1 protein-coding gene is annotated in these 472 nt (G+C 39.8%); it reads right to left on the bottom strand.

Translation table 11 applies throughout. The features are described from left to right. Positions 1 to 154: 154 nt before the first annotated feature. The coding region (locus tag HC175_RS18175; RefSeq protein ID WP_168139656.1) for a pentapeptide repeat-containing protein at positions 155 to 472 on the bottom strand (318 nt) is incomplete at its 5' end.

The raw sequence follows: 472 nt of genomic DNA, 5'->3' as shown, positions 1-472 counted from the left end.
AAAGACGTTGCATTTTCTATAAACAGCTGTTTATTTTTTTCATTCTGAACCGGCTTACAACCTGCCGTGTTTTCATGTAAAGAAGTTGGCAAAGATAAGCTTTTTATCTGCCGGTATTACAAAAGGCAATAACCGGGCCCAATCCCTGCCGGCACTAAAGGATCTCGATCTTATATTTATTGAGCAGTCCCTGAAGGTTGTGTGTAGAGAACTTCGCTCCTGTGATGAGGCTGTTTTCAGGGTCTATGCTGAAATGTTCTGCTGTGCTGAAATCGGCTTTTTCAAGTCGGCTGCTATAGAAGATAGCTCCACTCAGGTCACTTTGATCAAAGCTTGCTCCTGAAAGATCTGCTTCAGAAAAATCTACTTCCTGTAATCTGCAGCCTTTAAAGATGATTTTTTTCAACTTCAGTTTAAAAAAGGAAGAATAGTTAAGGATGCAGTTCTCAAAAGAGAATGACAGAAGAAAACT

It is taken from the genome of Salinimicrobium oceani (assembly GCF_012037645.1).
The sequence above is the reverse complement of the archived record's forward strand: the minus strand, read 5'-3'. Positions and strand labels throughout refer to the sequence as shown.